A 25,071-nucleotide genomic window follows, 5' to 3' on the forward strand; every position below is an offset into this window, starting at 1 on the left:
TGAGCCGACTCGGCATGGAGGGGGTCACATCCTGAAGATTCCGTAGCGGGGTTCGGGGGTGGGCGCGTTCGCGGCCACCGCGAGCCCCATCGCCAGCACCCGGCGGGTGTCGGCGGGGTCGATGATGCCGTCGTCCCACAGTCGCGCGGTGGCGTAGTAGGGCGAGCCCTGGGTCTCGTACTGGTCCCGGATCGGCGCCTTGAACTCCTCGTCGTCCGGCTTGCCGGCGACCGTCGCGAGCACCGAGGCGGCCTGCTCGCCGCCCATGACCGAGATCCGCGCGTTGGGCCACATCCACAGGAAGCGGGGGTCGTAGGCGCGCCCGCACATGCCGTAGTTGCCGGCCCCGTAGGAGCCGCCGATGACGACGGTGAACTTCGGGACAACCGAGCAGGCGACGGCGGTGACGAGCTTGGCGCCGTCCCGCGCGATCCCGCGGTTCTCGTACTCCTTGCCGACCATGAACCCGGTGATGTTCTGCAGGAACACCAACGGGATGCCGCGCTGGTTGCACAGCTCCACGAAGTGGGCGCCCTTGAGCGCCGACTCGGAGAAGAGGATGCCGTTGTTGGCGACGATGCCGACCGGCTGCCCCTCGATGTGGGCGAACCCGCAGACCAGCGTCTCGCCGTAGAGCGCCTTGAACTCCTGCAGCTTCGACCCGTCGACGATGCGGCGGATCACCTCGCGTACGTCATAGGGGGTCCTGGTGTCGGCGGGCACCACGTCGGTGAGCGTCTCGGGGGACTCGAGCGGCTCGTCGTAGGGCTCGATCGGCCTCGCCTCCTGGGCGGGGAGGGTCGAGACGATGCCACGGACGATCTCGAGCGCGTGCTTGTCGTCGTCGGCGAGATGGTCGACGACGCCGGACTTGCTGGCATGGACGAGCCCGCCACCGAGCTCCTCGGCGGTGACCTCCTCGCCCGTGGCCGCCTTCACCAGCGGCGGCCCGCCGAGGAAGATCGTGCCCTGGTCGCGCACGATCACGGTCTCGTCGCTCATCGCCGGCACGTAGGCGCCGCCGGCGGTGCACGACCCCATCACGGAGGCGATCTGCGGGATGCCGCGCGCGGACATGTTGGCCTGGTTGAAGAAGATCCGCCCGAAGTGCTCGCGGTCGGGGAAGACCTCGTCCTGCTTCGGCAGGAACGCGCCGCCGGAGTCGACGAGGTAGATGCAAGGGAGGTTGTTCTCGGCCGCGATCGTCTGTGCCCGTAGGTGCTTCTTGACGGTCAGCGGGTAGTAGGTGCCACCCTTCACGGTCGCGTCGTTGGCGACGACCATGCACTTGCGGCCGTTCACGAGCCCGATCCCGGCGACGACCCCCGCCGACGGCACCGCCCACTCGTCGGTGTCGTCGTACATCCCGTACGCCGCCAGCGGAGCGACCTCGAGGAACGGTGACCCGGGGTCGAGGAGCCCGTCGACCCGGTCGCGCGGGAGCAGCTTGCCCCGGTCGGTGTGCCGTTGCCGGGAGCGTTCGCTCCCGCCTTGCCGTACGCGCTCGAGCCGTTCACGCAGCTCGTCGGTGAGCTCCCGCAGGTTTGCCGCCATGAGGTCGAGGTTAACGGTTATTAACCTCCGGTGACAAGAGCCCGCCGTGCCGCGGCGACCCGTCGGAGGGGTTGCCACCTGTCACGGGTGGCAACCCCTCCGGCCAATTCAGTAGGACTGAGGTTTCCGAGATCAGGCAGTGCGGTCGGCGAGCTTGAGCCAGACGACTCCGCCGATGATCACGGCGAGCCAGGATGCCTTGGCCAGGGTGAGCGTCTCGTCGAAGAAGAGCGGGCCGAGCAGTGCTGCACCGACGGCGCCGATGCCGGCCCACACGGCGTAACCGATGCCGACGTCGATGGTGCGCAGCGCGACGCTGAGGGCGAACAGGGTCAGCAGGAAGAAGACGATCGCGACGATCGACCAGGTCAGAATGGTGAATCCTTGGCTGCCGCCGACTGCTAGTGCGTAGCCGACCTCGAAGGCTCCGGCAAGCAGCAGCATGAGCCAGGCGCGGGCATTGGTCTGATCGCGTCGATCGGCGGTGCTCGACTGGATCGTCTCAGCGGTGGGTGCGGTGGTGGTGGTCATGAGTGATCTCTCCTGTCTTCCGAGCGCGTGGCCCGGTCGTGCATGTACGAGGGGACGACGTCGAGATGTCGTGGTGGTCAGGCGACTCCGGTGAGTTGGAGGCCGACGACGCCACCCACGACCGCGGCGATGCCCAGGAGCTTGCGCCAGTCGAGGCGCTGGTCGAAGAGGAGTACGCCGAGAACGACGATCCCGACGCCGGCGGCCGAGGTCCACACGGCGTACCCGACGCCGACGTCGAAGGTGAGCAGCGCCAGGCTCAGGAAGTAGGTGGCGGTGCCGCCGCTGAGCAGGGTGACGACGGTCCAGCCGGGCTTGGTGAAGCCCTGTGCCTTCCCGGCGGAAAGGGCGACGATGATCTCGAAGACGACGGCGATACCGAGGAAGAGCCAGTGCATGGTGATGTCCTTTCGGGATGCTGAGGGTTCAGCGGAGCTGGGTTGAAGGAGTGGAGCGGGTGGAATGGAGTTCGAGGTATCGGGTGAACGGCGCCAGGCGGCGCGATACGCCAAGCTGCTGGGCCGTCTCCTGGAGGTGTGTTCGGTCGGCGCTGCTGTATCCGGCTCGGTAGTCGAAGCCCGATTCGGCCGCGGTGTGGCGGTCGACGGCGTAGTAGACAGCCGAGACGCCGTGGGCTGCGGCTACGCGATAGCACGTTGCACATGGCTCCCCCGTAGCCAGTAGCGCGGCGCCTGCCGCCCCGCTGGGACGTTCACAGACGGCTTGGCGGATGGCGACGATCTCGGCGTGCGCGGTGGGATCGCCAGTCTCACGCACCAGGTTGACGCCGGCCTCGGAGACCCAGCCATCGTCGCCGACAAGCACGCCGACGAACGGGAGCCCGCCGGACTCGACGTGGCGCACGGCAAGATCGACCGCGTTGGCCATCAGTGTCTGAATATGGATCCGGTGGGTCTGAGCGCTCAAGGCGATCTCCTGTTCCACGGGGCGCCCCTGGTGAGCGCGACAGGTAGATCGTGTGTCTTCACATTGGTGTCAACTGCAACAATTGCGACAGCCCGAAGCCCCCGAATCACGGCCACATCAGGAGGTTCCATGCGGATCGGTGAGCTGGCCGAAGCCAGCGGCGTCAGCCCCCGTTCATTGCGCTACTACGAAGGACTGGGCCTGATCCGTTCCGAACGAACCGCCGGCGGGTGGCGTGACTTCGACCCGGAGATGATCGAACGAGTGGTGATGATCCAGCATCTTTTCGCAGCTGGCCTCGCCAGCAGCACCATCGACGAACTTCTGCCATGCCTCGAGGCTCCTCTCGAGGAGCGCAACGGCGTCATGGAGCAGTTGCTCGCCCAAGAGGCCGAACGAATCGCTTGCAAGCAACGCGAACTCGACCGCGAGCTCGAGGTCCTCCAAGCACTCCGCCGCGACATCGCTCTACCCGGCACCGCGTTCGGCCCCTCGAGGTAGCAATCAATCCACCAGCGCGGCGAGACCACGATGAGCTGACGCAGCGGTCAGGCCAGGGCGGCGCGGGCCATCCTGACGAGTACGTCGCGAGTGGCCTCCTCGGGGAGGACCCGGTTGTGCGGGGTGGAGTTGATCAGCCCGAAGACGGCGTGGGCCATGGCCCTGGCGGCGTCGGGGGTCAGCGAGGGGTTGCGGTCGCGGAGCTGGTCGGCCCAGAGGTCGACGTACTTGCGCTGCAGGGTGCGCACCTGCTCCCGCGCCTCGTGCGGGAGCGACTGCCAGTCACGCTCCTGGACGACGATCAGGGCGCGGTCGCGCAGGGCGAAGTCGACGTGCCAGTCGATCAGCGCCTCGATGGCCGCGTCGGTGCCCGAGGCGGCCTTCACCCGGGCGCGCCCTTCGCGAAGCAGGTCCTGGGAGATCGAGACGAGCATCTCGGCGAGCATCGCGTCCTTGCTCGGGAAGTGCTTGTAGAGCGCCGGACCGGAGATGCCACAGGCCGCGCCGAGCTCGGAGACGGACACTCCGTGGAACCCGCGGGCTGCGAAGAGCTCGGCGGCGGTGTCCAGGATCTGCTCGCGCCTGGTCTTTGTCGGGGCCGAGGCGATGTCCTGAGCCTGCCGAAGGGTCATTGGCTGAGGTTATCGCGTGCGCTCCACAGCCATCTCACTCCTCGAGCAGGTGACGTGCCCGGAGCACCGCGTCGAGCGCGATCTCGACGTCGTCGACCTGGTCCCGGGCCGACTCGCCGGTCACGGCGGCATCGCCGGCGGCCGGCCCCGCCGACCGGTGCCGGCGCATCCCGTCACGCAGCTGATCGAGGAGCTCGGCACGCTCTGCGCCACGCAGATGAAGCAGGACGGACGCGTCGCGGTCGACGGTCCAGCAGAGCTGGTGCATCACCGCGAGCGAGTGGCCGCAGACCGCGTGCCAGTAGCCGCAGGTGCAGGCCACGGTGAGCTCCTCGCCATAGGGGACCAGCTCGACTCCCGCCTCCTCGGCGTGCTCGGCCACGTCGAGCGGTAGCTCGCCGGCCAGGAGCGCCTCGGTCCTCTCGACCGTGGCACCGACGACCTCCGACAGCGCGGTGACGGCGTCTCCGGGCAGCACCGGCACCGTGCCGGTCACTGTCCACAGCCCGCGCTCGTCCTCGACCGCCGCCGCAAACCTCCCGGCCTCGATGACCAGCCCGCCGATTCGCCCCGAGCGGGCGAGCGACCGGGCGCCGGAGAGCTGAGTGTCGTCGTACGCCAGCTCCTCGATCGCCCGCAGGAACGCCCGCCCCCACCACGAATCGACCCGCACCCCACCGCGCCGGTGCGGCTCGCGGGCAAAGGTCAGCGCCGCACTCATCGCATGCTCATCGCGGGCTCATGAGGCGATCCGGCGGCGCTTCTGGCGCTTTTGAGGACCGAGCTTGACCAGCTCACGGAGCTCGGCGTTGGACAGTTCGGTGAACGCGGCCTCGCCGCCTCCGAGGACCGCGTCGGCCAGGACCCGTTTGCGCTGCAGCAGCTCCGCGACGCGCTCCTCGACGGTGCCCTGGGTGATGAGCCGATGCACCTGGACCGTACGCGTCTGGCCGATGCGGTGCGCCCGGTCGGTGGCCTGGTCCTCGACCGCCGGGTTCCACCAGCGGTCGACATGGATCACGTGGTCGGCGCGGGTCAGGTTGAGCCCGACCCCGCCTGCCTTGAGGGAGAGCAGGAAGACCGGCACCTCGCCATCCTGGAAACGCTCGACCATCCGGGAGCGCTCTTTCACCGGGGTGCCGCCGTGCAGGAACTGATGGGCGACGCCCAACGAGGCCCAGTGGGCCTCGAGGAGACGGGCCATCGCGACGTACTGCGTGAAGACCAGCACCGCCCCCGACTCCGCGAGCACCGTCGAGACCAGCTCGTCGAGGAGGTCGATCTTCTGCGACCGTCCCGCGATCCGGCCACCCTCCTGTTTCAAGAACTGCGCCGGATGGTTGCAGATCTGCTTGAGCCCGGTGAGCAGGCTCAGCACCAGTCCGCGTCGCTGCGGGTCGTCGGCGTCGAGTCGCTCGATCCGTGCCATCGCGTCGCGCACGTAGGCCTCGTAGAGCACCGTCTGCTCCCGCGTCAGCGTCAGCAGGTGGTCCGTCTCGGTCTTGGGTGGCAGCTCGGGAGCCACTCCGGGGTCGGACTTGCGCCGCCGCAGCAGGAACGGGCTGACCAGCGCGGAGAACTCCTTCGCCTTCCCGACGTCGGCGCCCGCCTCGATCTGGCTCGCCCAGGCGCGACGGAACGCCAGCCGGCTGCCCAGCAGCCCCGGCACGCACCAGTCGAGCAGCGCCCACAGCTCGGTCAGGTTGTTCTCCACCGGAGTGCCGGTCAGCGCCACCCGGGCGTGCGAGGGGATCTCGCGGAGCGCCTTCGCGGTCGCCGAGGCGGCGTTCTTCACGTGCTGCGCCTCGTCGGCGACGACGAGCCCCCACGGCACCGCCGAGAGCAGCTCGACGTCACGCCGCATCGTCCCGTACGTCGTCAGCACCACCCCGCTCGCACCCTCGGCCTCGCGCTCGGCGCCGTGGTGGCGGCGCACCTCCACCTCGGGCGCGAACCGGGCGATCTCGGCCTCCCAGTTGCCCAGCAGGCTCGCCGGGCAGACCACCAGGGTGGGCCCGGCGTGCTCCTTCTGACGGTGGAGGTGGAGCGCGATGGTCATCAGCGTCTTGCCCAGCCCCATGTCGTCGGCCAGGCAGCCACCGAGCCCGAGCGAGGTGATGCCGGCCAGCCAGGTCAGCCCGTCGACCTGATAGCCCCGCAGCGTGGCCTGGAGACCGGCGGGCACCTCGACGGCAGGCCCCGAGGTCGCCGCGATCACCTCGTCGCGGAGACGCGCGATCGAGGCTCCGATGATCACCTTCTCGCCAGGCGCAGCCTGGGTGACCTCCTCCGGCACCTGACCGGTCAGGGCGACGGCCAGCGCCTCGACGCCGCTGATCCGCTTGAGCAGCCGCTTGCGCGCCCGCCGCAGAACCGAAGGATGGACGACCGCCCAGGCCCCTCTCAGCCGCAGAATCGGACCCGCGGCCGTCGCCAGGGCGTCCATCTCGGCGGCATCGAGCGGCTCGCCACCGAGCGCCATCTGCCACTGGAAGGCGAAGAGGCCCTTCTCACCCAGCGGCGACTCCCGCATCAGGTCCTCGCGCGCGGCGGTCGAGGACGACGGCGCCCGGTCGACCGCGACCGAGGTGGTCAGGTCCCGTGACAGGGACCGCGGCCAGAGGACGTCGACGCCACGCTCCTTGAGCCACCCGACGCCGTCCTCGAGCAGCCCGACGACCTCGTCGGTGGTCAGGGTCACCGAGGAAGGCACCGGCAAGTCCAGCAGTCGATCGAGGACCGGCCAGGCCTCCGCAGCCCCGCGGAGGGCGACCTGCGCATGCGTACGCGCCCGCGGGCCGAAGCCGTGATCGTCCTCCTCGTCCCACAACCGCGCGGCATCGGCCACGTGCAGCGGGTCGGCCTCGTCGTGCACCTGCGGCACCAACGTCAGCGACCCCGCGAGCAGATCCTCCTCCGGCGCCTCGACCCGGAGCGAGAGCCGCACCAAGGAGGGCAGCTTGGCCGTCACCGGCCCCTCATCGGCCCGATAGCGCGCCAACCGGGTCTGCAGAGACTCCCGGAATGTCCCCGAGCCGGAGGCCTTCGGCGCCGAGGTCGGCACCGCGTCCGCCACTGCGGCCACGATCTCCCGCACCAGCAGCTCGGCCGCGTCGCCGCCCAGGTCGTCATAGGCGCGCGACGCGGCCAGCAGCCGCACCCGCTCCTCGTCCTCGGGCTGGTAGCGGACCGCCCACGAGCCACCGTCGGGCTCCAGCTGCCCGGCGGCCACGAACCGGAGCCCGAGATGAGCTGCCGATGCGACCAGAGCGACCGATGGATGCAGGTCGGAGGCGGCGTACGCCTTCTTCAGGACCGGCAGCGCGGCCCGCATCGGCAACGACACCGACCGCCGGGAGTCCACGAACTCCACGGCCGAGTCCCGCGGCGGTTGCGCGGGCCGGAAGACGGCACGGCCGGTCACGGGTACGAAGGACATGGACACGACCGTATCCGCCACCACCGACGTCCGAGCCTGCGACCGCGCGAGGAACGAGCGCGGTCGCAACGCGAGGAGGTCGAGCGAGCGCAGCGGGTGAGCTTGCGAACCCGCGAAGCGGGTCGAGACCCGCTTCGCGGAACCTCCAGCCCGAGGGGTTTCTCATCCTCGAGGATGAGAGAGCCGCCCCCAAAGGTTGACGCCCACCGCGCCCTGGCACTGCCACGGTGGCTGACATGACCGAGACGACTCACCCATGCGCCCTCCCGCCCGGCCAGAAGCGGATCGACTTCTTCCCACGCTTCGGCCGACGTATAGACCAGCCCCCACCGGCGTTCGGCGAACATCCGACGGTGGTCTTCGGCGGAGCGCTCACGGCGCCGGTCGAGATCGCCGTGGACGAGCTCGTCAGCGCTGACCGTCACGACCTCGATGCCGACTTCCATTGCGTCGCGGGCTGGTCCGTGACCGGCCTGCACTGGGAGGGCGCCGCCTTCGCGGAGGTCTATCGGCGGTACGTCGCACCGGCCGTCGTGCCTGGCACGATCGTCACCCACGTCAGGGTGCGCGGCCTCGACGGGGAGCACTTCGTGGCCGAGCTGGAGGATCTCCTGGCCGACGACGTCCTCCTCGTCGATCGGCTTGATGGCCGGCCACTCGACGGTGACCACGGCGCGCCGCTGCGACTGGTCAACCCGGCGCAGTACGGGTACGCCAACATCAAGCATGTCTGCCGCATCGACGTGCTCGCGGGCGCGCCGCCGGCCGGCTCTCCGCCGCTGGTCGACCGGCTGCTGGAGTCCCACCCGCGAGCGCGGGTCTGGGAGGAGGAGCGTCACGGCACGTTGCCCGGTTGGCTGATCCGTCCGATCTACCGGGTGATCAAGGTCGTCATGCTCGCCGGGGCCGCTCGCCGCCACCGTGATCCGAGTCACCGCTCAGGTGCGAATAACAACTAGGCCCCATTAACAACTCACACGTAGGCTGTCAACCCGTGACCGAAACTTCTGCCAAGCCTGAGAAGGCGCCGGACGACCACCTCGACAAGAGCGTGCTCATCGTCGCGGGCGTCGTCGTGCTCGGATCGATCATGTCGATCCTCGACATCACCGTAGTCTCGGTCGCGCTGGAGACCTTCCAGCGCGAGTTCGACGCCACCTCTGCCGAGGTCGCCTGGACGATGACCGGCTACACCCTCGCCCTGGCGACGGTGATCCCGCTGACCGGTTGGGCCGCCGACCGGTTCGGCACCAAACGCCTCTACATGACCGCGATCGTGCTCTTCGTGCTCGGCTCGGTGCTGTGTGCACTGGCCACCACGCTGCCGATGCTGGTCGCCTTCCGAGTGATCCAGGGCCTCGGCGGCGGCATGCTGATGCCGCTCGGCATGACCATCCTGACCCGTGCCGCCGGACCCGAGCGGGTCGGTCGCGTGATGGCGATCCTGGGTGTGCCCATGCTCCTCGGCCCGATCCTCGGGCCCATCATCGGTGGCGCGCTGATCGACTCCGCCTCGTGGCACTGGATCTTCCTGATCAACGTCCCGATCGGCGCCATCGCTCTGGTGTACGCCTGGCGGGCACTGCCCAAGGACCACGTCGAGCCGTCGCAGTCGTTCGATTTCCTCGGCATGATCCTGCTGTCGCCGGGTCTGGCGCTGTTCCTCTACGGGGTCTCCTCGATCCCCGAGGCCGGCACCGTGCTGGACACCAAGGTGCTCTCGTTCATGATCGTCGGCCTGCTGCTGATCGCTGCCTTCGTACCGTGGGCGCTGTCGTCCCGCAACGACCACCCGCTGATCGACGTACGCCTCTTCGGCAACAAGGAGCTCACCGTCGCGGTGATCACCCTGGCGATCTTCGCGATGGCGTTCTTCGGTGCCTCGCTGCTCTTCCCGCTCTACTACCAGCAGGTACGCGGCGAGGACGCCCTCCACGCCGGGCTGCTGCTGGCTCCGCAGGGTCTGGGCGCGATGGTCACGATGCCACTCGCCGGCATGCTCGCCGACAAGATGGGCCCGGGCAAGATCGTCCTCAGCGGTCTCACCACGATCGCGGTGGGCATGTTCATGTTCTCGCAGCTCGACGACACCACGCCGTACTGGTATCTCCTCGGGTCCCTGTTCATCATGGGCCTCGGTATGGGCGCCACGATGATGCCGACCTTCGCTGCTGCACAAGCGACGCTGCGCGAGCACACCATCGCCCGAGGCACGACGCTGGTGAACATCGTCCAGCAGGTCGCCGCCTCCGCCGGCACCGCGCTCTTCTCGGTGCTGCTCACCAACGCCCTGGCCGGCAAGGAATCGGTCTCCGCGGCAGGTGACCTCGCCGACAAGCTCGGAGTCCCGGCCGATGGCCTGGAGAAGTTCATGACCGACCCGGCCAACCAGCAGAAGGTCGGCGAGGCGGCCGCCGCGCTGGGCCTCGACCCGACCAAGCTCCCGGAGATCTTCAAAGCGATCCCGGTCGAGATGGCCGAGGCCTTCTCCGCCACCTTCGTGGTCGCCGCGATCCTGGTGCTGGCCACGCTCATCCCCGCCTGGTTCCTCCCCAAGACCAAGGCCGAGCACGGAGCTGCCGCGCCGACGGTTCTCCACTGATCCGCGCACGTACGCAGGGCCGGGCTGCCGTTGGCAGCCCGGTCTTCGTGCTGTGCGTGGCTCTGTTCGCCCTCGTGGGTTGTAGCTCCCCTGCAGCTGATGACCCTGCAGCGGATATCGCGCTCCCACCGACCGACGGCGTCTTCGACTACCAGCTCGGCGGCACCTCCGACCAGCTCTCCGACGGCACCCCGATCGACGTCGTCGTTCGCGATGCCGCCGCCGACCCGCTCGAGGGCGCCTACAACGTCTGCTACGTCAACGGTTTCCAGACCCAGCCCGGCTCCGACTGGTCGGATCGCCCCGAGGCAATCCTTCGCGATGGCTCCGGCAGTCCCGTACGCGATCCCGACTGGCCCGACGAGCTCATCCTCGATCCCTCCACGGCCGGTGCTCGCGATTCGATCCTCGACGTGATCACCCCTGTGATCGACGGGTGTGTTGAAGCGGGCTTCGACGCCGTCGAGATCGACAACCTCGACACCTGGACTCGCTTCGACGACATCTCGCAGGAGGGCGCCTTCGCCCTGGCCTCGGCATATGTCACCGCCGCCCACGACCTCGGGCTCGCGATCGCCCAGAAGAACGCCGCCGAAGCCGCCCGCCCCGCCCACGACGACCTCGGCTTCGACTTCGCCGTCGTCGAGGAGTGCGGCGCCTACTCCGAATGCGCCGCCTATACCGACGTCTACGGCGACCACGTGCTCCAGATCGAATACCCCGACTCTCTGACGGACGCCGACATCGCCTTCGCCGACGTCTGCATCGATCCCGAACGCGCTCCGCTCACCATCCTCCGAGACCGTGACCTCGTGGGACAGGACGATCCTGCGTACCTCCATGAAGCCTGTTGACAGGGTGCATTCGCGGGGCGTGGCACTGCTCGTCGCCGCCCGCTCCGATGTGGTTTGCTGGTCCTTGTGACCGATCAGAACATGCCTCCCATCGCGTACGAGCTGTTCGCGCGTGTCCAGCAAGCAGCGGTCGACACACCGTACAAAGTCGTCCCCACCGCAAAGGGATTCGACGTGGAGCTAGACGTAGCTGATGCGACCTGGTTCGGCCTCTTCAACAAGGCAGGACTAAAGCACGCCTTTATCCATCATGTTTCCATTCCAGAGACTGGCACCTACTCGGTGACGGACGATGCGAGAACAGTCGAATGGATCGCAGGCACGCCCAGAATCTCTTACGAGGCCAGTAGAGAGGTGGGGCGCATCAAGAAGGTGTCATTCAATCGAACGTATGCGTTCAACGAAAAGGGCGAGTTCGGCAAGGTCGTCGACTTTACGTTCAATTCCGAGGAAGGCCGCGCCCTAATTGATTCCAACGCCACGGATCTCGGTTACCGGCAAGTGCGGGGATCGATCGAGAAGGTAGGTCTCTTTGTCGGCCTAGGGACTCTGGCGCTTCTCGTCTTGATGGGCATCGTCATCGGCGCCGTGATGTTGACCCGTTAACGCCCTCAATCACTTTCGCCATCCTCGTTCGAGGCAAGGACCTGAACGGTGCCCATAAGCTCTTGGAATTCGTCCTTCATCTGTTCCGACTGCCTATAGAGGCACGTTAAGGAGTAGATGATGACAAATCGCTTGATCGGATCGTTGACGTCCACAATCCCGGTAATGGCTTGGAATCGGCGGAGGTCGAATCGCCGGCTTTCGTACATCGCAGTCCCGGCAAGAGACTGTGCAATAGCGGGTGCGTGCGCTGTGCCTACCTCTGTTCGTTTAACAAGCTCCACATCGGTCGCATCCTCTTCCAGCACTTCTAGCGACTCATCCGCGATCTGCTGGAGCGAGGCGGCATCGGTTCGCCATCCGCCGGAGACAGTCAGCACAGGCGCATAACCGTCGTGGAAACCGCGTCGAACGGCCGCGAATGCAGCATTTGTTAGTCCGAGTTCGGATGGATCGGCTTGGATCCACTCGTCGTTCGGCATGCTGAATTGTATTGGGATCGGGAATGCGTCAAGCATCAGAAAAGCCCTCCAATCGCGTCAACCAAGTCTCCACCAGCATCTGCTACCTCTCCGGGGTCGATCGTGATGTCTAGGTCAACCCTGCCGCCGAGCCCGAGACCAACACCCAACTCGCCGCCGATTGTGATCTTGCCGTCGTCCCAGCCGACCTCTGCATCTGCTGCCGCACCGACACCCGCCCAGCCTTCGACACCGGCCGTTCCCCCAACGCCAGCGACGTCTCCGCTTACCTTTGCATCGGCCTTTGCCCCCGCGAACGCCTCGCCACCAACATGCACGCCCTCGGATAGGGTTGCGCTGGCCGTGCCCTTGGCTTCAGCTGCGACCTCTGCGGAGGCTTCCGCTTTGACCTCCGCGTAACCATATTCGGCACCAGCTTTCCCTTCCACCCGAACGACGGTGGCCTTTGCGCCCAACTCGGCTTCAATCCCGTCGCTAACGATCTTGGCCGATGCTTTGCCTGCTAATTCACCGACGATGACCTTGCCTTCGGCGTTGACCTTGACGTCACCCCAGTAGTCTTCAACCTTACCCTCGTAGCCCCACGCGCGAAGTTTCCCTTCGACCGACCCAAGACTGATTTCAAACGGCGGCTTTTTCGAACCTTCTCGTCCGAGGAGATCGTCCTTGCTCATGCCCTGCCCGAACGTATCGGTCCATGCCCCCCACTTGACCTTGGGACCTTTGGCCTCGAACTCTGTATGGCCCATCTGGCCGTGTTCCGTCTTGGCTCCGGGCAGTCCCCCTAGCTCGCCGACACACGATGAGCCGGCCTTGTCAAGTGATTCACGGGCATCCTTGAGCACCTCCCGGGCCTCTTCGCGAATCTTCTCCCCGGGGTCAACAAACTGTTCAGGACGCGCGGGCCCGAATGACGGAGCAGTGGACGGGTTGCATCTTTGCTGCTCGACCCACTGGTTGTAAGAAGCGACCTGATCGTTATAAGCGGCCGTCGCATCTCTGGTCGCTTTCTCACCTTCTTCCCACTTGTCGATCGAAGTTTGTGCACGCTCCTGCGCGATTCCAAGCGCGTCCGCATATGAATTCAGACTGTCTCCAGCGGCCTTGAGCAAGTCACGATAGGCTTCCCACTTCTTGACCTCGGCAGATCGACCCTGAAGATAGGTCGCCTTGCCGTCTCCGCCCTGCCAAGTCGGAATCGCCATACCCTCGATACTCTGAAGAATCCCAACGACACGCCTCCGCTCCGCGTGGAGCACGGCAGCCCGCTCACTGGTTGAACGCTTGTCACCCTTGATCAGGTCGGTCGCGTCGGTGGTGCTACCGAGCTCTGCGCCGTCTGGAAGACTCATCAGTTCTCCTCAGATGAGTGAAAGCTTTCTCCGGAGCCAGGCAAAGGAAAGGTGGGTAATGGTTGTGGCTGCAGAGGAGTGCCTGTCCCGTACGGGACCGACGAGCTTTGCCCGGGAGTAAACGGATGAGGTCCCCATGGCCCGGGCGTCATACGCTGGGCACTTCGCTCATCGGCCTCCTCATAGTCAGTTGCTTTGCCCGTCAAGAACGTCGCCAGAGCATCGAGGCCGTCGCCGAGCGCGCCGTGCGCGTTCCCAACCTGTTCCATAACGGCAGTAAGCCAACCGGCCAGCTCCACGTGGCCAAGGGCGTCCGGTGAGAGCTGGGACTCCGGGACGCGCGACGACCCCAGGTCGCTCTTCAGCGTCTCGTACTTGCCTGCAGTCCGTCGCAAGTCATCGACGGTTACTTCGTAGCCGGTCACGGCGCCCTCCGATCAGGTTGATACCTGTCTCCTACCCGGATTTCTGAACTTCAAACAGTCAAAGCACGAGAATCTCGGGGATGACGCCACCCTCGGTGAGCCAACCGAGACACACTCACGAAGACGATTGTAGGGTGATGCATGCCCACCATCTCGGATCGAAAGGCCCCATCTATGCTCCGACGCACGGCCGCTACCAGTACCTTCGCTGCGATCCTCGCGCTTGGCCTCTCCGGTTGCGGTGGCGTCACGGTGTCGCAGGAGACGGTGGAGAAGACGGTTTCCGAGCGACTCGAGGCTCAGGTCGGACAGAAGCCTGACAAGATCGAGTGCCCAGGCGATCTTTCAGCCAAGGTTGGCGAGACCATGAAGTGCACTCTCACCGCAGGGTCGGACGACCTCGGTGTGGACGTGCAGGTGACAGAGGTCGACGGAACCGACGTGAAGTTCGACATTCAGGTCGATGAGCAGTAGGCGGGCCTCAGATCGCGGCAGGAACTGGTCGTCGTAGCCACGCGATAACCAGGCGACATCCGTGCCGGCGCGATGGATAAGGGGCTCTTCACAGTTGACGGTGTAGTTCCGGGGTCGCTGGCCGGCGCGTCGGTCCTGGGGTAGGTGTCGAGGTCTTCCGAAGATGAGGTTTCCTACACACCGCATCGGGAAGACCTCGACGTGCTTGACGCTACCTTCGCGACCCCTGACCTGACGACCTTCACGCGCCTGGACGAGCTCGGACTCGTCGTGATCGGTCAGCAACTCGACCCGGATCGGGCGGTGCTGCTGTGCTAAGTGGCCGAGCCTGACCAGTGGTGCCGGCGCTGCGGTGCCGAGGGCGTCGTGCGTGACAGTGTGGTCCGTCGCTTGGCGCACGAGCCATTCGGGTGGCGTCCCACCACGCTGTTGATCCGAGTCCGTCGCTACCAGTGCCGCGAGTGCCGCCATGTGTGGCGCCAAGACACCACCAGGGCCGCGGAACCGCGGGCGAAGATCTCCCGCCGCGGGCTGCGATGGGGATTGGAAGGACTCGTCTTGGCCCACCTCACCGTGGCTCGTGTCGCGGCTGGGCTCGGCGTCGCGTGGAACACCGCCAACGACGCCGTCCTCGCCGAAGGCAGACGGGTTCTGATCGATGACCCGGGCCGGTTCGACGGCGTCAGAGTCGTCGGGGTTGATGAGCATTGCTGGCGCCACACCCGCCGTGGCGACAAGTTCGTCACCGTGGTCATTGACCTCACCCCGGTCCGTGATGGCACCGGGCCGGCCAGGCTGCTGGACATGGTCGAAGGACGCTCGAAGCAGGTCTTCAAGACCTGGCTCGCCGGCCGGTCGAAGACCTGGCGTGACCGGGTTGAAGTGGTCGCGATGGACGGGTTCACTGGCTTCAAGACCGCTGCTGAGGAACTTCCCGACGCGATCGCGGTCATGGATCCCTTCCACGTCGTGCACTTGGCCGGTGAAGCCCTGGACCTGTGCCGGCGCCGGATCCAGCAGACCATCCATGGTCATCGCGGCCGCAAGGTTGACCCGCTGCATGCGGCACGGCGGACCCTTCACACCGGTGCTGACTTGCTCACCGACAAGCAGGCCGCCAGGCTGTGGGAGCTGTTCGTCAGCGACAATCACGTCGCGGTCGAGGCCACCTGGGGCATCTACCAGCGCATGGTCGCGGCCTACCGTGAGCCCGACCGCCGCCGCGGCCGTGAACTCATGACCTGCCTGATCGACTCGATCAGCACCGGCGTCCCAGCCGGGCTTGACGAGATCATCACCCTGGGCCGCACCCTGAAGAAACGAGCCACCGACGTGCTGGCCCACTTCGACCGGCCAGGCACGTCCAACGGCCCGACCGAGGCCATCATCGGAAGGCTCGAACACCTACGCGGCTCAGCCCTCGGGTTCCGCAACCTGACCAACTACATCGCCCGATCCCTGCTCGAGTCCGGCGGGTTCAGACCACAACTACACCCTGGATTGTGAAGAGCCGGATAAGGTCCCACCGGCACTCCGTTGACCTGATCTAGGCGTACTAGTTGCGGCCCCTCTTGTCATTCTCGAGGTTCTCGTCCTGTGATGCGTTCGGGACCCAGCCGCGGGATGCGTTGGGGTCCAGGACGTCGCTTGCGGTCTCGGTCCAGTCGTCGGTGTAGTCGGCTTCCCACTCTTGGCTCTGGCTGCCGTTCTGGTCCCGCTTCTTGCCACCGCGGCCACCACCTGCGCCGGCCGCTCCACGGCCGGCAGCACCGCCGCGGGCACCGCCGCGACCTCCAGCAGCACCGCCGCGTGCGCCTGCTCCCGCGCCACGACCGCCCGCCGCTCCGGCGCCACGAGCGCCCGCAGCACGGGCACCAGCACCAGCGCCTGATCCCGCGCGGGCGCCGGCGGTGCCCGCTTTGGCAGCTGTGGACCTGGCGGCGGCTGAACGCGAGGCGGTGCCGGCAGTGGCGGCCTTTGCGGCGCCCCCGCCGAACCTGCTGGCCATCGCCTTGGCCACGCCGGCAGTGAGGAGTGCACCGCCGCCAGCGATCGCAAGGGCGGCCATTCCCCCCGCACCGCCGGCACCGCCGCCCAGCGGAGCGAGGCCATCAGCTGTCTCGACCATCGCGTACGAGGTGGCGGGGGCACGAGTCCCGTCGGCGTTGACCCAATCGGTGCCATTCCACTCCGGCTTGTTCTCGGCCTTGTGCGCCTCGATGTTGGCCTTCTCCTGAGCGATCAGCTCGTGGCCCACGCCACCGGGGTAAAGGGTGCCGGAGTTGTACTTCCCGATGCGCGCCTGCGCCGCCGCGACCTGGCTGGCGGAACCCGGCTGCGTCGAGGTGCCAGGAGGCAGCGCGTTGGAGTCGCTGCCGTCGTCGTACAACGCGCGTACCTTTGGCTCGGCCTCCTCGACGGAGACATCGACGGCCTGAACCCTCTGCGCAGCTTCACGCTCGGCATCGGCGATCGCCGCCTCGTCCTTGGCGTAGTCCTGCTTGGCGTCGGCGTACTTCTGCTGGTTCGCCGTCGCTTCGGCGGTCGACGTGCCACCACCAGGTTTCGTGTTGAAGGACGACTCTGGCGGCACCGGGTTGTGGGAGTCGGGCAGCGTCGCCTCGAGGCGCTTGTGCGCCTCCATCGCCTCGTACAACTTGGCGTGGACGATCCACAGCGCGTCGATCGCGTCCTTGAGCACATCGCGCTTCTTGTTGGTCTCTTTGCCCGAGGTCTCCATGTCGCGCCGAGCTGCTTGGCCGGACAGCGAGGTCTCCGAGAAGCCGTCTTCGACACGTCCAGCGTTGTCAAGCATCGTCTTGCCAGCGCCGTTGAAGTTGTCCCGGGCCCCCTCCCAGCTTCTGAGCATCGCTTCGATAGCAGCGATGTCGCCACCCCGCACGTAGTCGCTTAGCCGAAGCATCCACTGACCCTTGACTGCCATTGTCCCTCCCGAGGGCTTGGTTGAGGGACCGCTCGATCCCGAATGCATGTGTACGACTGGCTGGGCATCACACCCGGCCTCCGCGATGGTTTGTTCTAGAGTCTGCCCCATGACGATGTCCCGGGCGAGCGCCATGGCCGCATTGATCCTGTCCGTTGCACTCGCCGGTGCAAGCTGCGCATCATCAGGCGACAGCGACAACTCCCCCGAAACCACGGACCCGAAGACCACACCGTCGGCTTCACCCAGCGAGTCGTCTGTTCCTGCGGATTGGAAGGTCGCAACGATCGAGGAAGCCCAGGTCCAGATCCCGCCCGATTGGACGACCGAGCAGGCGGGGAAGTGGACCGTCTCCCTGGTCGCCCCGAAAGATGACCTCGGGTCGTCCGCTGGATTCGGGACCTTCCTATCGGGCGCCCTCGGACCGGGAGACCTCGAGAAGGCCGCCGAGTACGAGAAAGACATCCTCGTCGAGGACGGCGCCGAGAACCTCAAGCGCCTCCCCGATGTCACCGTCGACGGGTCAGTGTTCTATCACTTCCAGTACGAAACCGGTCGCACCTGGAACGACAGCTACGGCACCAAGGACGGCGAAACGCTCATCGAGATCAACTGGGACTTTTCCAAGATCAGCCTCGACCGGAAGGAAGCGGACACCCTGATCGCCAAGGTCCTGCCGACGTTCCAACTGCTCTGACTCCGTGGTCAGAGTCAGATCGCGAAGTACTTACCGGGGCCTTGGTTCTTGTTGAAGATGACCAATGGGTTGCTCATCAGCGCAACAGCATTGGCGAACTTCTGCGCATTGACCGCAGCGTCGACGTCAGCCCCTTCGATCGCGACCATGGCGTCGTGGATCGCTTCGCTGGTCTCATGGAGACCCTTAGCGGTGTCCCCGAGGGAACTGTCGATGTTCTGGTGCCCCTTCCGGACCACAGCTCCTAGCCACTCGCCTCGCGAGGAACCACCGAACATGCCGCCAACGGGATCAGCGAGCTGTTTCCGCGCCTCCAACACGCGTTCGCGTTGGTCGTTCAGGTTCTGCCGTGCTGCGTCGAGCCGCATGGCGTCGACGCTGACCTGACCGTTGTCACCCATGGTCCGCCCTCCCGAGGCTTCCGTACGCACCCCCGGCGGGTGCCTCAGTAGGAGTAGTACACCGCAGATCAGTCGGGTGCGCGACCTGGATGCTCACAGTTCGACGATCTCTCGGGCGAGGGGGTCTCAGGCCGAGGCATCGGCCAGCTCCTCCCTGAACTCGTGGGTGCCGATCCGGCCCATCAACGGAGCCAGGTCGGCGAGGAGATCGGCGAAGGTCTCCTCGTACTCCTCCTGCGACAGCACCGGGTCCAGCTGCGCCTGGAAGCGGATCCGCCAACGATGGCGGAGGGCTTGGGTCAGGCGTTCGGGGGTGCCGAAGGCATCGGCATACTCCGCCGACCAGGGCAGCCGGCGCGAGAAGCCGGCCCGCAGCTCGGCCTCCGCCTCGTTGAGCAAGCGAAACCGCTCATGGGTCTGCGTCCACGTCATTGTGTTCACCGTCCTCTTGCTGGGTCTGTCCTGGGCCAGGGGTCTCGACAAGCTCGACCTCCGGGCGCCGGGGTGATCCCGACGCTATTGCCGGGATCGGCTCCACGCATCGGACGCTGGCAGGCACCTGAGCTCCTACCCTGGTAGCAGGACGTCCGCCTGCCACGGTCGGATGCGACCCAGGTCACGCGTTCCTAGACTGGACGGTATGAGTGTCCAGAGCCTTGCTCGCGACGTGCGCGAATTCCTGGAAGGACGCGTACGCAGCAAGGATCTCGACATCCCCTGGTGGGCGCCGCTGTTGTCGGCCGCCGGGCTCGTCGCGATGGTCACCGTCGCGGTGCTCCAGCGCGAGGCTTCCGGCGAGATGGTCCTCGCGGGGCTGGTCATCACCGTGCCGTCGCTGAGCCTCTTCTTCATCCCCAACACCGGCGAATGGCTCAAGCACCACGTGTGGGTCGTCGACGTGGTGCCGACGCTGGCCGGTTCGGCCTGGCTGATGTCGCAACCCGCGACGGGGTTCTGGCCGCAACACGACTTCGCGCCGGCCGTGCTCGTTCCGCTCACCCTCGAGATGGTCGTCCGTGAGGGCTTCCGGACCGGCACCCTCTACGCGGTCGCCTCGGCCGTGGTGATGGGGGTCTTCGCCACGGACACCCCCAGCGGCGTCGGCGTCCACTTCCTGCTGCTGTTCGTCGGCTGGATCCTCGGTCTGCTGATCCTCGCCCAGATGCGGGCGCTGCGAGCCGAACGGCTCGCCCGGTCCCAAGAGCATGCACGTGCCACCGAGGCCGAGCGCACCCGGATCGCCCGCGAGATCCATGACCTGGTGGGGCATTCGCTCTCGATCACCCTGCTCCACCTGACCGCCGCTCGGCGCGCTGTCGCCGAAGGAGACGACCCGGACGAGGCGGTCTCCGCGCTCACCGAGGCGGAGACGATCGGGCGCCGAGCGATGACCGAGATCCGCCGGACGATCGGGGTGCTGTCGGCCGACGGCGCCGGGACGGCCCCTCTTCCTGGAGCCGCGGACGTCGTCCGGCTCGTGGAGGAGGGTCGCAGCGCCGGCCAGACGATCACGTTCTCGTCGGCCGGCGACCTCTCCCGCATCGATGCCGGCGTCGGGCTGGGCATCTACCGGATCCTGCAGGAATCTCTCGCCAACGCCATCCGGCATGCTCCCGGTGCACCGGTCTCGGTCTCGTTGGCGGTGGCGGACGGCGTACGCCTCTCCGTGCAGAACCCGCTCGTCGGCGCCCGGCGCGGGGCCGGTGTGAGTGTCGGCGAGGGGTCCGGGCTGGCCGGCATGGCCGCCCGCGCCGAACAGCTTCGCGGCCGGTTGTCGGCCGGAGCCGAGGAAACGATGTGGAAGGTTGACCTGGTGATCCCGCCGCACTGTCTCGTACGCAAGGTCCTCGGATGACGCCGGTCAACCCCTCCGCCAGCAACGCAGCCGCGCCGATCCGGGTGCTCGTGGTCGACGACCAAGAGCTCGTACGCAGCGGCCTGCGCCGCATCCTGCGCCGGCGCGACGGGCTCGAGATCGTCGCCGAGTGCGCGGACGGCTCCGAGGTCGTCGCGGCTCTCGAGGCCAACCCCGCCGACGTCGTGGTCATGGACCTGCGGATGCGGCAGGTCGACGGGATCACTGCCACGGGTCTGGTGCGCACGCTGCCGTCGGCGCCGCCCGTACTGGTGCTGACCACGTTCGATGAGGACGAGCTCGTCTCCGGCGCCCTTCGCGCCGGGGCCGCCGGCTTCATCCTCAAGGACTCACCCGCCGAGGAGCTGGTCATGGCCGTACGCTCCGTCGCGCTCGGTGACGCCTGGCTCGACCCGGCCATCACCGGTCGCGTCCTGGCCACCTATCGATCAGCGGTCGCGCCGTCGCCGACGAGCACGGTCGAGGTCTCCGAGCTCACCGACCGCGAGCTCGAGGTCCTCCGTGGCCTCGCCTCCGGCTGGACCAACTCCGAGATCGCCGAACGCCTGGTCATCTCCGAGCTGACCGTGAAGTCCCACATCGGCCGCATCTTCGCCAAGCTCGACCTCCGCGACCGCGCCGCCGCCATCGTCTTCGCGTATGACCACGGCATCGTCCGGCCGGCGACCTGAGGGGTGCTCCTTCGTCAAGGTATGCAGACGGGGGAACACATCCCACGCGGAGGTCCGCTAGGGATGTGGCCGTTGGCCTGCATACCTTGACGAAGGAACAAGCCGGCGCACGCTACGTCGTCGTGGCGAGCACGAGGGGGTGGACGGTGGCAGCGCCGGCGTCGAGGAGGGCGCGGGCGGCGAGGGTGACGGTCCAGCCGGTGGCGACGCGGTCGTCGACGAGGAGTACGTCGGCACCGGGTGGGACCTCGGCGTGAAGGGAGAAGCGGCGGCCGACGGCGGCGACGCGCTGAGCGGAGTTGGCGGCGCCTTGGCCGGGGCCGACGTCGGGGTCGACGATGGCCCACGACCCGAGGACGGGGACGCGGAGGTAGCGCGCGAGGCCTTCGGCGAAGTCTCGGGTCAGGGTCGGGCGGGTCGCGGACTCGACGTAGACGATGCCGCTCACCACGGGACGCCAGTCGCCGAGGACCTCGACGACCGCCTTCACCAGCGGCGCCGGAACCGCGCCGTCCTGGGCGGGCTCCCGGAAGAGGTCACGCAGCGCTTGGCCGTAGCCGAGATCGGTCAGCCGCGCGACGGCGCGCCCCTCGAGCGGGCCCTGCTTGATCTTGCCCTTGAGCGCGATGCCGAGCCGGTCGAGTCCGGTGGGCCACATCTTCTTGGGATCCACGACGACCCCGGGCCGCGCCAGCCGCGCCGAGGCCTCCTCGACCGCTCCCTCCGACACCGCCGACGTCACCGCGAAGCCGCCGCAGTTGTCACACCGGCCGCAGTCGACGGCGCCGGGGTCGTCGAGCTGCTCGCGCAGGAACCGCATCCGGCACTGGTCGGTCGAGATGTAAGCGAGCATCGCGGCCTGCTCCCGGCGCCGGGCCTCGGCGACCCGCTCGTACCGCTCCGCGTCGTACTCCCACGGGACACCGGTCGCCTCCCAGCCACCGCCGACCCGGCGCGCGGCGCCGTCGACATCGAGCACCTTGAGCATCTGCTCCAGACGGGAGCGCGACAGGTCGACGTAGGTCTCCAGCGCCTGGGTCGACAGGGCCCGTCCGGCCTCGGACAGGACCCCCAGGGTCTGGCGCACCTGCTCCTCGCGAGGAAAGGCCAGCGACGCGAAGTAGGCCCAGATGTCGCGGTCCTCGACGCCCGGAAGGAGCACGACGGAGGCGTCCGAGGTGCCACGGCCGGCGCGGCCGACCTGCTGATAGTAGGAGACCGGGGAGGACGGGGCTCCCATGTTGACCACGAACCCGAGGGTCGCGTCGAAGCCCATCCCGAGCGCAGAGGTCGCCACCAGCGCCTTCACCTTGCCGGCCGCCAGCGACTCCTCCAACTCGGCCCGCTCCGCGGCCTCCGTACGCCCCGAGTACGCCGCCACATCGTGCCCACGTGAGCGCAGGTAGTCGGCGATCTCCTCGGTCGCGGCCACGGTCAGGCAGTAGACGATGCCCGACCCGGGCTGCTCGGCGAGGTGGTCGGAGAGCCAGGCCAACCGCTGCTCGGGGGTCTTCAACGAGACCACCCCGAGCCGCAGCGACTCCCGATCCAGCGAGCCACGTAGGACGAGAACATCCGAACCCATCTGCTCCGCGACGTCCGAGGTCACCCGCTCGTTGGCGGTCGCCGTCGTCGCGAGCACCGGGATCCCGGTGGGCAGATCGGAGAGCAGCGTACGGATCCGGCGGTAGTCGGGCCGGAAGTCGTGGCCCCAGTCGGAGATGCAGTGGGCCTCGTCGACCACCAGCAGACCACACTCGGCCGCCAGCCGAGGCAGCACGGCGTCGCGGAACTTCGGGTTGTTGAGCCGCTCGGGGGAGACCAGCAGGACGTCCACCTCACCCGCGTGGATGGCCGCCTCGATCGAGACCCAGTCCTCAGGGTTGGTCGAGTTGATCGTCACCGCCCTGATCCCGGCCCGCTGCGCCGCGGCGATCTGGTTGCGCATCAGCGCGAGCAGCGGCGAGACGATCACGGTCGGACCGAGGCCGGCCTCACGCAGCAGCAGGGTCGCCACGAAATAGACCGCCGACTTCCCCCAGCCGGTCTTCTGCACGACCAGTGCCCGGCGACGCTCGACGGCGAGCGCCGAGATCGCCGACCACTGGTCCTCACGCAGCGAGGCGTCATCGCGACCCACCAGGGCCTGCAGATGCGCCTCAGCGCGGGCACGTACGTCAGTGGCCGGATCAGTCATGACCACAGGTCTATCAGGGACCACCGACTACCTTCCCAGTGCCAACCTCGGCCAGTCGGCCAGATCATCCAGCATCTGCCGATCATGCGTGGCCACCACGACCGCCGCGGGCGTCGCCCGCAGCGCGGCCGTCAGCTCGTCCACCAACACTGCGGAGAGGTGGTTGGTCGGCTCGTCCAGGATCACCAGGTGCGGAAGCGATGCCAGCCGCAGCGCTAGCTCGAGCCGTCGCTGCTGCCCCTGGGAGAGCAGCGTGGCAGGCGTACGCCGCGCCTCGGCGTCCACCAGACCGCTCGACCGCAGCGACGGGATCGCCCGTTCCGGCACCACCCCGGCGGCCACCAGTTGCCCACAGTGCCGTTCGTAGACCTCCGCCGCCGTCAGGCCCGGGTCCCACACCTGCTCCTCCTGACCGACCAGCGCGATCCGCACCCCGGACGAGGCCCACACCGCCCCTTCCGAAGGTGGAAGTACGCCGCCCAGCACCTGCAGCAACGTCGACTTGCCCGCCCCGTTCGGACCGGTGACGAGGAGGCGCTCGCCACCGTCGATGCTGAATGAGACCGGTCCTGACAACCGACCCGGCACGCGCACAGAGTCGCACCGCAGCAGCGTGCCGCCGACGTCCGCGGGCAGCGACGGGAACCGCAACGACATCGGCGGCTCCGGCACGGAGATGCGATGAGCCTCGAGGGCGGCGAGGTCGCGGTTGAAGGAGCGCACCAGACCGGGCGCTCGCGTCTGCCGCTGGTGCTTCCCGGAGCCCTTCGGCGGGCCCCAACCGGTGCTCAGCCGGTCGCGTGCCGCCGACACCGAGTCCTGCAGGCGCCGATGTTCCTCCTGCTGGGCCGCATGGTCCTGCTCCCAGCGCTCCCGGTCGCGGCGACGGCCCTCCTGCCAGCCTGCGTACCCGCCGGCGTACGTCCTGGGCCGGCCGTCCTCGCTCGGGTCCAGGTCGAGGAAGTCCGCGGCGATCTCGCGCAGCAGCATCCGGTCGTGGGAGACCACCACGACCCCGCCGGCATGCGCCCGCACCCGGTCGGTCAAGAACGCCAGCCCCGACGCGTCCAGGTGGTTGGTCGGCTCGTCGAGCACGAGCAGATCGTGGTGCGCGCCGAGCAGACAGGCCAGCCGCACCCGATAACGCTGGCCGACCGACAGCGTCGCCAGCGCTCGGTCGTGATCGGTGCACGCACCGAGCGCCTCCAGCGCGATCTGCACCCGGCGGTCGGCGTCCCAGGCGTCCAGTGCGGTCGCACGCTCGAGCGCAGCGGGGTACGTCCCGTCGGCGTCCGTCGGGTCGCCCGACAGCTCGGCAGCGGCCTCGTCGAGGGCCAGGAGTGCGTCGTGCGACTCGGCGAGCACGGCAGAGGTCAGGGTGCCGACGGTGTCACCGGGGCGTACGTCCAGGGCTTGCTGTGCGATACCGAGGCTGCCGTGCCGTTGGACACGGCCGGAGTCGGGTTCGATCAGCCCGGCGAGGACATGGAGCAGCGTGGTCTTGCCCCGGCCGTTCTCGCCGACGATGGCGAGCCGCGACCGGTTGGCCGCGGAGACGCTCAGCGAGACGCCGCGTAGGACGGGGCGACCACCGAGGGTGACCGAGATGTCCTCAGCGCGAAGATGGGCAGAGGTGTGATGGGTCTGAACAGACACGAAGAAGAACTTCCAGCTCGCATACGGGAGCCGGGAAAGCGAGATCAGCTACCCGGCAGATGGCCGGACAGCGACGTGAGTGTGCCTCGCAGCGCCGCCGTCAGGCGACGAGGCGCGGGCGCATGTATGCGAAAGCCGTGTGCATGCCTCCAGGATAGGCGACGGCCGTGCCCCGAAGCGAACCGATTGTCGAGAGCGTCGGGGTAGTCCGACGACGACTCCAAAAGCAACGCCGAGCCGGCGCTGTTGG

23 protein-coding genes and 1 pseudogene are annotated in these 25,071 nt (G+C 67.7%); 10 read left to right on the plus strand and 14 right to left on the minus strand.

Annotated features, from left to right (window positions below; translation table 11 throughout):
* Window positions 1-24: 24 nt before the first annotated feature.
* The 4 genes from ABZZ22_RS02960 to ABZZ22_RS02975 form a co-directional block, all read right to left on the minus strand.
* Window positions 25-1,554 carry a carboxyl transferase domain-containing protein gene (locus ABZZ22_RS02960; RefSeq protein WP_354926653.1) on the minus strand — a complete coding sequence of 510 codons (1,530 nt, stop codon included), beginning with the start codon at window positions 1,552-1,554 and terminating at the stop codon, window positions 25-27.
* Window positions 1,555-1,686: 132 nt separating this feature from the next.
* Complete coding sequence (locus tag ABZZ22_RS02965) at window positions 1,687-2,085, minus strand: multidrug efflux SMR transporter (protein WP_354926655.1); 399 nt, start codon at window positions 2,083-2,085, stop codon at window positions 1,687-1,689.
* Window positions 2,086-2,162: 77 nt separating this feature from the next.
* Window positions 2,163-2,483, minus strand: coding sequence for a multidrug efflux SMR transporter (locus tag ABZZ22_RS02970; RefSeq protein ID WP_354926657.1), 321 nt, complete (start codon window positions 2,481-2,483; stop codon window positions 2,163-2,165).
* 28 nt (window positions 2,484-2,511) lie between these two features.
* A complete protein-coding gene (locus ABZZ22_RS02975; RefSeq protein WP_354926659.1) occupies window positions 2,512-3,030 on the minus strand; it encodes a nucleoside deaminase in 519 nt (172 codons plus the stop codon).
* Between the two features lie 111 nt (window positions 3,031-3,141).
* Here ABZZ22_RS02975 and ABZZ22_RS02980 point away from each other — a divergent pair, with 111 nt between their 5' ends.
* A complete protein-coding gene (locus ABZZ22_RS02980) occupies window positions 3,142-3,513 on the plus strand; it encodes a MerR family transcriptional regulator (protein ID WP_354926661.1) in 372 nt (123 codons plus the stop codon).
* Between the two features lie 47 nt (window positions 3,514-3,560).
* Here ABZZ22_RS02980 and ABZZ22_RS02985 read toward each other — a convergent pair whose 3' ends face one another.
* The 3 genes from ABZZ22_RS02985 to ABZZ22_RS02995 are packed head-to-tail and all read right to left on the minus strand — an operon-like array spanning window position 3,561 to window position 7,584.
* The gene (locus ABZZ22_RS02985; protein ID WP_354926663.1) at window positions 3,561-4,145 is read right to left on the minus strand and encodes a TetR/AcrR family transcriptional regulator; all 585 of its coding nucleotides are present in this window, start codon (window positions 4,143-4,145) and stop codon (window positions 3,561-3,563) included.
* Between the two features lie 34 nt (window positions 4,146-4,179).
* Window positions 4,180-4,866, minus strand: a complete 687-nt coding sequence (locus tag ABZZ22_RS02990) for a hypothetical protein (protein WP_354926665.1) — start codon at window positions 4,864-4,866, stop codon at window positions 4,180-4,182.
* 18 nt (window positions 4,867-4,884) lie between these two features.
* Window positions 4,885-7,584 (minus strand): DEAD/DEAH box helicase, encoded by a 2,700-nt coding sequence (locus ABZZ22_RS02995; RefSeq protein ID WP_354926667.1) that lies wholly within the window; start codon window positions 7,582-7,584, stop codon window positions 4,885-4,887.
* A gap of 236 nt (window positions 7,585-7,820) precedes the next feature.
* Here ABZZ22_RS02995 and ABZZ22_RS03000 point away from each other — a divergent pair, with 236 nt between their 5' ends.
* From ABZZ22_RS03000 to ABZZ22_RS03015, 4 genes are all read left to right on the plus strand, one after another.
* The gene (locus tag ABZZ22_RS03000; protein ID WP_354926669.1) at window positions 7,821-8,543 is read left to right on the plus strand and encodes a molybdopterin-dependent oxidoreductase; all 723 of its coding nucleotides are present in this window, start codon (window positions 7,821-7,823) and stop codon (window positions 8,541-8,543) included.
* 35 nt (window positions 8,544-8,578) lie between these two features.
* On the plus strand, window positions 8,579-10,186 hold the full coding sequence (locus ABZZ22_RS03005) for a DHA2 family efflux MFS transporter permease subunit (protein ID WP_354926671.1): 1,608 nt from the start codon (window positions 8,579-8,581) through the stop codon (window positions 10,184-10,186).
* Window positions 10,187-10,260: 74 nt separating this feature from the next.
* A complete protein-coding gene (locus tag ABZZ22_RS03010) occupies window positions 10,261-11,040 on the plus strand; it encodes an endo alpha-1,4 polygalactosaminidase (protein ID WP_354926673.1) in 780 nt (259 codons plus the stop codon).
* 66 nt (window positions 11,041-11,106) lie between these two features.
* Window positions 11,107-11,646: a hypothetical protein gene (locus ABZZ22_RS03015; RefSeq protein ID WP_354926675.1), complete on the plus strand. Its 540-nt coding sequence runs from the start codon at window positions 11,107-11,109 to the stop codon at window positions 11,644-11,646.
* Window positions 11,647-11,651: 5 nt separating this feature from the next.
* Here the strand turns inward: ABZZ22_RS03015 and ABZZ22_RS03020 are convergent, their stop codons facing one another.
* Together ABZZ22_RS03020 and ABZZ22_RS03025 are read right to left on the minus strand one after the other, a co-directional pair.
* The gene (locus tag ABZZ22_RS03020; protein WP_354926677.1) at window positions 11,652-12,128 is read right to left on the minus strand and encodes a hypothetical protein; all 477 of its coding nucleotides are present in this window, start codon (window positions 12,126-12,128) and stop codon (window positions 11,652-11,654) included.
* A 35-nt stretch (window positions 12,129-12,163) separates the two neighbouring features.
* On the minus strand, window positions 12,164-13,480 hold the full coding sequence (locus ABZZ22_RS03025) for a putative T7SS-secreted protein (protein WP_354926679.1): 1,317 nt from the start codon (window positions 13,478-13,480) through the stop codon (window positions 12,164-12,166).
* 566 nt (window positions 13,481-14,046) lie between these two features.
* Between ABZZ22_RS03025 and ABZZ22_RS03030 the strand changes: the two genes are divergently transcribed.
* Together ABZZ22_RS03030 and ABZZ22_RS03035 are read left to right on the plus strand one after the other, a co-directional pair.
* On the plus strand, window positions 14,047-14,379 hold the full coding sequence (locus ABZZ22_RS03030; protein WP_354926681.1) for a DUF4333 domain-containing protein: 333 nt from the start codon (window positions 14,047-14,049) through the stop codon (window positions 14,377-14,379).
* Between the two features lie 201 nt (window positions 14,380-14,580).
* Window positions 14,581-15,885 (plus strand): annotated as a pseudogene (locus ABZZ22_RS03035) (ISL3 family transposase).
* Between the two features lie 49 nt (window positions 15,886-15,934).
* Here ABZZ22_RS03035 and ABZZ22_RS03040 read toward each other — a convergent pair.
* A complete protein-coding gene (locus ABZZ22_RS03040) occupies window positions 15,935-17,194 on the minus strand; it encodes a hypothetical protein (protein ID WP_354926683.1) in 1,260 nt (419 codons plus the stop codon).
* Window positions 17,195-17,312: 118 nt separating this feature from the next.
* Here ABZZ22_RS03040 and ABZZ22_RS03045 point away from each other — a divergent pair, with 118 nt between their 5' ends.
* Entirely contained in the window at window positions 17,313-18,020 is a 708-nt protein-coding gene (locus tag ABZZ22_RS03045; RefSeq protein ID WP_354926685.1) for a hypothetical protein, read from the plus strand.
* 14 nt (window positions 18,021-18,034) lie between these two features.
* On the opposite strand, the gene ABZZ22_RS03050 is transcribed toward ABZZ22_RS03045, so the two are convergent.
* Together ABZZ22_RS03050 and ABZZ22_RS03055 are read right to left on the minus strand one after the other, a co-directional pair.
* Complete coding sequence (locus tag ABZZ22_RS03050) at window positions 18,035-18,421, minus strand: hypothetical protein (RefSeq protein ID WP_354926687.1); 387 nt, start codon at window positions 18,419-18,421, stop codon at window positions 18,035-18,037.
* 126 nt (window positions 18,422-18,547) lie between these two features.
* Entirely contained in the window at window positions 18,548-18,853 is a 306-nt protein-coding gene (locus ABZZ22_RS03055; RefSeq protein WP_354926689.1) for a hypothetical protein, read from the minus strand.
* Between the two features lie 208 nt (window positions 18,854-19,061).
* Here ABZZ22_RS03055 and ABZZ22_RS03060 point away from each other — a divergent pair, with 208 nt between their 5' ends.
* On the plus strand, window positions 19,062-20,276 hold the full coding sequence (locus tag ABZZ22_RS03060) for a histidine kinase (RefSeq protein ID WP_354926691.1): 1,215 nt from the start codon (window positions 19,062-19,064) through the stop codon (window positions 20,274-20,276).
* On the plus strand, window positions 20,273-20,968 hold the full coding sequence (locus ABZZ22_RS03065) for a response regulator transcription factor (RefSeq protein ID WP_354926693.1): 696 nt from the start codon (window positions 20,273-20,275) through the stop codon (window positions 20,966-20,968). Before ABZZ22_RS03060 ends, ABZZ22_RS03065 begins: the two co-directional genes overlap by 4 nt.
* Before the next feature lie 112 nt (window positions 20,969-21,080).
* Here ABZZ22_RS03065 and ABZZ22_RS03070 read toward each other — a convergent pair whose 3' ends face one another.
* Window positions 21,081-23,165 carry a RecQ family ATP-dependent DNA helicase gene (locus tag ABZZ22_RS03070; RefSeq protein WP_354926695.1) on the minus strand — a complete coding sequence of 695 codons (2,085 nt, stop codon included), beginning with the start codon at window positions 23,163-23,165 and terminating at the stop codon, window positions 21,081-21,083.
* 27 nt (window positions 23,166-23,192) lie between these two features.
* Window positions 23,193-24,821: an ABC-F family ATP-binding cassette domain-containing protein gene (locus ABZZ22_RS03075; protein ID WP_354926697.1), complete on the minus strand. Its 1,629-nt coding sequence runs from the start codon at window positions 24,819-24,821 to the stop codon at window positions 23,193-23,195.
* Window positions 24,822-25,071 lie beyond the last annotated feature (250 nt).

It is taken from the genome of Nocardioides sp. NPDC006273 (genome assembly GCF_040613495.1).
Lineage (GTDB): Bacteria > Actinomycetota > Actinomycetes > Propionibacteriales > Nocardioidaceae > Nocardioides.

What these genes read in the sequence shown, in the direction of transcription:
- ABZZ22_RS02960 (WP_354926653.1), bottom strand. Translation starts at nt 1,554, where the DNA reads ATGGCGGCAAACCTGCGGGAGCTCACCGACGAGCTGCGTGAACGGCTC.
- ABZZ22_RS02965 (WP_354926655.1), bottom strand. Translation starts at nt 2,085, where the DNA reads ATGACCACCACCACCGCACCCACCGCTGAGACGATCCAGTCGAGCACC.
- ABZZ22_RS02970 (WP_354926657.1), bottom strand. Translation starts at nt 2,483, where the DNA reads ATGCACTGGCTCTTCCTCGGTATCGCCGTCGTCTTCGAGATCATCGTC.
- ABZZ22_RS02980 (WP_354926661.1), top strand. Translation starts at nt 3,142, where the DNA reads ATGCGGATCGGTGAGCTGGCCGAAGCCAGCGGCGTCAGCCCCCGTTCA.
- ABZZ22_RS02985 (WP_354926663.1), bottom strand. Translation starts at nt 4,145, where the DNA reads ATGACCCTTCGGCAGGCTCAGGACATCGCCTCGGCCCCGACAAAGACC.
- ABZZ22_RS02990 (WP_354926665.1), bottom strand. Translation starts at nt 4,866, where the DNA reads ATGAGTGCGGCGCTGACCTTTGCCCGCGAGCCGCACCGGCGCGGTGGG.
- ABZZ22_RS02995 (WP_354926667.1), bottom strand. Translation starts at nt 7,584, where the DNA reads ATGTCCTTCGTACCCGTGACCGGCCGTGCCGTCTTCCGGCCCGCGCAA.
- ABZZ22_RS03000 (WP_354926669.1), top strand. Translation starts at nt 7,821, where the DNA reads ATGACCGAGACGACTCACCCATGCGCCCTCCCGCCCGGCCAGAAGCGG.
- ABZZ22_RS03020 (WP_354926677.1), bottom strand. Translation starts at nt 12,128, where the DNA reads ATGCCGAACGACGAGTGGATCCAAGCCGATCCATCCGAACTCGGACTA.
- ABZZ22_RS03025 (WP_354926679.1), bottom strand. Translation starts at nt 13,480, where the DNA reads ATGAGTCTTCCAGACGGCGCAGAGCTCGGTAGCACCACCGACGCGACC.
- ABZZ22_RS03030 (WP_354926681.1), top strand. Translation starts at nt 14,047, where the DNA reads ATGCCCACCATCTCGGATCGAAAGGCCCCATCTATGCTCCGACGCACG.
- ABZZ22_RS03040 (WP_354926683.1), bottom strand. Translation starts at nt 17,194, where the DNA reads ATGCTTGACAACGCTGGACGTGTCGAAGACGGCTTCTCGGAGACCTCG.
- ABZZ22_RS03050 (WP_354926687.1), bottom strand. Translation starts at nt 18,421, where the DNA reads ATGGGTGACAACGGTCAGGTCAGCGTCGACGCCATGCGGCTCGACGCA.
- ABZZ22_RS03055 (WP_354926689.1), bottom strand. Translation starts at nt 18,853, where the DNA reads ATGACGTGGACGCAGACCCATGAGCGGTTTCGCTTGCTCAACGAGGCG.
- ABZZ22_RS03060 (WP_354926691.1), top strand. Translation starts at nt 19,062, where the DNA reads ATGAGTGTCCAGAGCCTTGCTCGCGACGTGCGCGAATTCCTGGAAGGA.
- ABZZ22_RS03065 (WP_354926693.1), top strand. Translation starts at nt 20,273, where the DNA reads ATGACGCCGGTCAACCCCTCCGCCAGCAACGCAGCCGCGCCGATCCGG.
- ABZZ22_RS03070 (WP_354926695.1), bottom strand. Translation starts at nt 23,165, where the DNA reads ATGACTGATCCGGCCACTGACGTACGTGCCCGCGCTGAGGCGCATCTG.